General features: G+C 56.1%; 1 protein-coding gene. It reads right to left on the bottom strand.

The genetic code is table 11. The features are described from left to right. Positions 1 to 2,014, bottom strand: a 2,014-nt coding sequence (locus ACNFCI_RS23875) for an immunoglobulin-like domain-containing protein (RefSeq protein WP_416768406.1), incomplete at both ends; no start/stop codon positions are given.

The raw sequence follows: 2,014 nt of genomic DNA, 5'->3' as shown, positions 1-2,014 counted from the left end.
CTTGTCGCCGCCCTCTACCGACTCAAGCTTGTTGGTGATGGTCGGCTGACCACCGGTGAATACGTCATCCGGTGCTTTGACGGTAATGGAGCCGCTGGCGCTGCCGGCTGGGATAGAAACCTTGGTGCCGTCCGACAGGGTAAAGACCAGGCCACCATGGGCGTTGACCGGCAGCTTCTGGCCATTGCTGAGGGTCACGGTGTAGGTAATTTCACCGCCTTCAGCGACGGTGGATTTATCCACAGACAGCGTGGCTTTCACTTCGCTGATCGTGTCGGTGATGTTGACGGTGGCCTTGTCGCCCAGTTGCAGGTTTTCGAACTGCTTGCCGGCGACGGTCGCATCGGTGACACCCAGCGAAACTTCACTTGCGTCTTTGAATACATCATCACCTTGGGCTGGCAGCGAGTAATCGACCTCGGTTTTACCCGCTTGAATGACGACCTGCTGATTGTTGCTCAGCTTGACCGTTACATCGTGATCGAGTTTTTCGCTGATCCGGATGGTGAAGGTCGGCTGCTGATCTTCGGTGACATCCCCTTTGCTGACGATGGTGACTTCGAATTTATCGCCTTCGTTGCCGGTGCCAGTACCCGTGCCCGAACCTGGTTCATCGGTGATTTCCGTCGAAACGGATTGATCGTCGAGGGTCAGCTTTTCGAACTTGTCGCCGCCCTCTACCGACTCAAGCTTGTTGGTGATGGTCGGCTGACCACCGGTGAATACGTCATCCGGTGCTTTGACGGTAATGGAGCCGCTGGCGCTGCCGGCTGGAATAGAAACCTTGGTGCCGTCCGACAGGGTAAAGACCAGGCCACCATGGGCGTTGACCGGCAGCTTCTGGCCATTGCTGAGGGTCACGGTATAGGTAATTTCACCGCCTTCAGCGACGGAAGATTTATCCACAGACAGCGTGGCTTTCACTTCGCTGATCGTATCGGTGATGTTGACGGTGGCCTTGTCGCCCAGTTGCAGGTTTTCGAACTGCTTGCCGGCGACGGTCGCATCGGTGACACCCAGCGAAACTTCACCTGCGTCCTTGAATACGTCATCGCCCTGGGCTGGCAACGAATAGTCGACCTCGGTTTTACCGGCTTGAATGACCACCTGCTGATTGTTGCTCAGCGTGACCGTGACATCGTGATCGAGTTTTTCGCTGATCCGGATGGTGAAGGACGGCTGCTGGTCTTCGGTGACATCGCCTTTGCTGACGATGGTGACTTCGAACTTGTCGCCTTCGTTGCCGGTATTGGTGCCCGAACCTGGCTCATCGGTGATTTCCGTCGAAACAGAGTTCTCACCCAGAGTCAGTTTCTCGAACTTGTCGCCGCCTTCTACCGACTCAAGCTTGTTGGTGATGGTCGGTTGGCCACCAGTGAACACGTCGTCCGGCGCTTTAACGGTGATAGAGCCGCTGGCGCTGCCGGCTGGAATAGAAACCTTGGTGCCGTCCGACAGGGTAAAGACCAGGCCACCATGGGCGTTGACCGGCAGCTTCTGGCCATTGCTGAGGGTCACGGTATAGGTAATTTCACCGCCTTCAGCGACGGAAGATTTATCCACAGACAGCGTGGCTTTCACTTCGCTGATCGTATCGGTGATGTTGACGGTGGCCTTGTCGCCCAGTTGCAGATTCTCGAACTGCTTGCCCGCGACGGTCGCATCGGTGATGCCCAGCGAAACTTCACCTGCGTCTTTGAATACATCATCGCCCTGGGCCGGCAGCGAGTAATCGACCTCGGTTTTACCGGCTTGGATGACCACCTGCTGGTTGTTGCTCAGCGTGACCGTGACATCGTGATCGAGTTTTTCGCTGATCCGAATAGTGAAGGACGGCTGCTGGTCTTCGGTGACATCACCCTTGCTGACGATGTTGACTTCGAATTTATCGCCTTCGTTGCCGGTATTGGTGCCCGAACCTGGCTCATCGGTGATTTCCGTCGAAACAGAGTTCTCACCCAGAGTCAGTTTCTCGAACTTGTCGCCGCCTTCTACCGACTCAAGCTTGTTGGTG

Origin of the sequence: Pseudomonas sp. NY15356 (assembly GCF_048068175.1) — a bacterium.
Classification (GTDB): domain Bacteria; phylum Pseudomonadota; class Gammaproteobacteria; order Pseudomonadales; family Pseudomonadaceae; genus Aquipseudomonas; species Aquipseudomonas putida_K.
This window is presented reverse-complemented; position numbering and strand designations above follow the sequence as displayed.